Origin of the sequence: Pantoea sp. GD03673 (genome assembly GCF_029844725.1) — a bacterium.
Lineage (GTDB): Bacteria > Pseudomonadota > Gammaproteobacteria > Enterobacterales > Enterobacteriaceae > Pantoea.
On the sequence record NZ_JAOCKJ010000039.1, the window covers coordinates 1 to 694 of the forward strand.

General features: G+C 49.1%; 1 protein-coding gene. It reads left to right on the forward strand.

Features of this window, described 5'->3' with window-relative positions; genetic code table 11:
- Positions 1 to 25: 25 nt before the first annotated feature.
- Positions 26 to 694: HAMP domain-containing protein (locus tag N5J69_RS22175; protein WP_279772595.1), on the forward strand; the 669-nt coding region annotated here is incomplete at its 3' end.

A 694-nucleotide genomic window follows, 5' to 3' on the forward strand; every position in this document is an offset into this window, starting at 1 on the left:
TGTTAATGAGGCTGACTCTGTCCGTATGGAATCATTAATCAGCACGGGTGCCTATAATCTGGATATGTTTGCTCAGGACTCAGAGAAGCTTTTTTCGTCTGATACAGGGCTGAAGCAGAAATTCAGTGCCGATGCAGACGCGGCCGTACAGGAAGCCAAAAATGCCCTGAAAACTGCAGGGGCGTTATTTATTAGCCGCAGTATGACGAATCAGAATCCTCAGGACTATGCCGCAATTTTTACCAGCGCGATTAACAGATTCAGCACCTACGCGATTGCGGGCGGTAATGAACTGAATGACATGCTGAACCAGCAGATTACGGACCACCGGAATGCACAGTATGGTTTGCTGAGCGTTCTTCTCTTTATGGTCCTGCTTTCTGTCTTTTTCGCATTGATCATTATCCGTTCTGTTACACGACCTATCGGTGCCGCGTCAAAGCTTGCGCTTGAAGTAGCAGAAGGTGATCTGACAGCATCTTTTTCCGTGACAGGACGCAATGAAACAGCCGGTCTGCTTAAGGCATTACTGCAGATGAGTCAGCGCCTGACGGTGACGGTAGAAAACATTAAATCTAATGCCGTCACCATTGCCACCTCATCTGAGGAGATTGCCCGCGGTAACGGCGATCTTTCTGCGAGGACGGAAGAACAGGCTGCATCACTGGCTGAAACAGCCGCCAGTATGGAACAG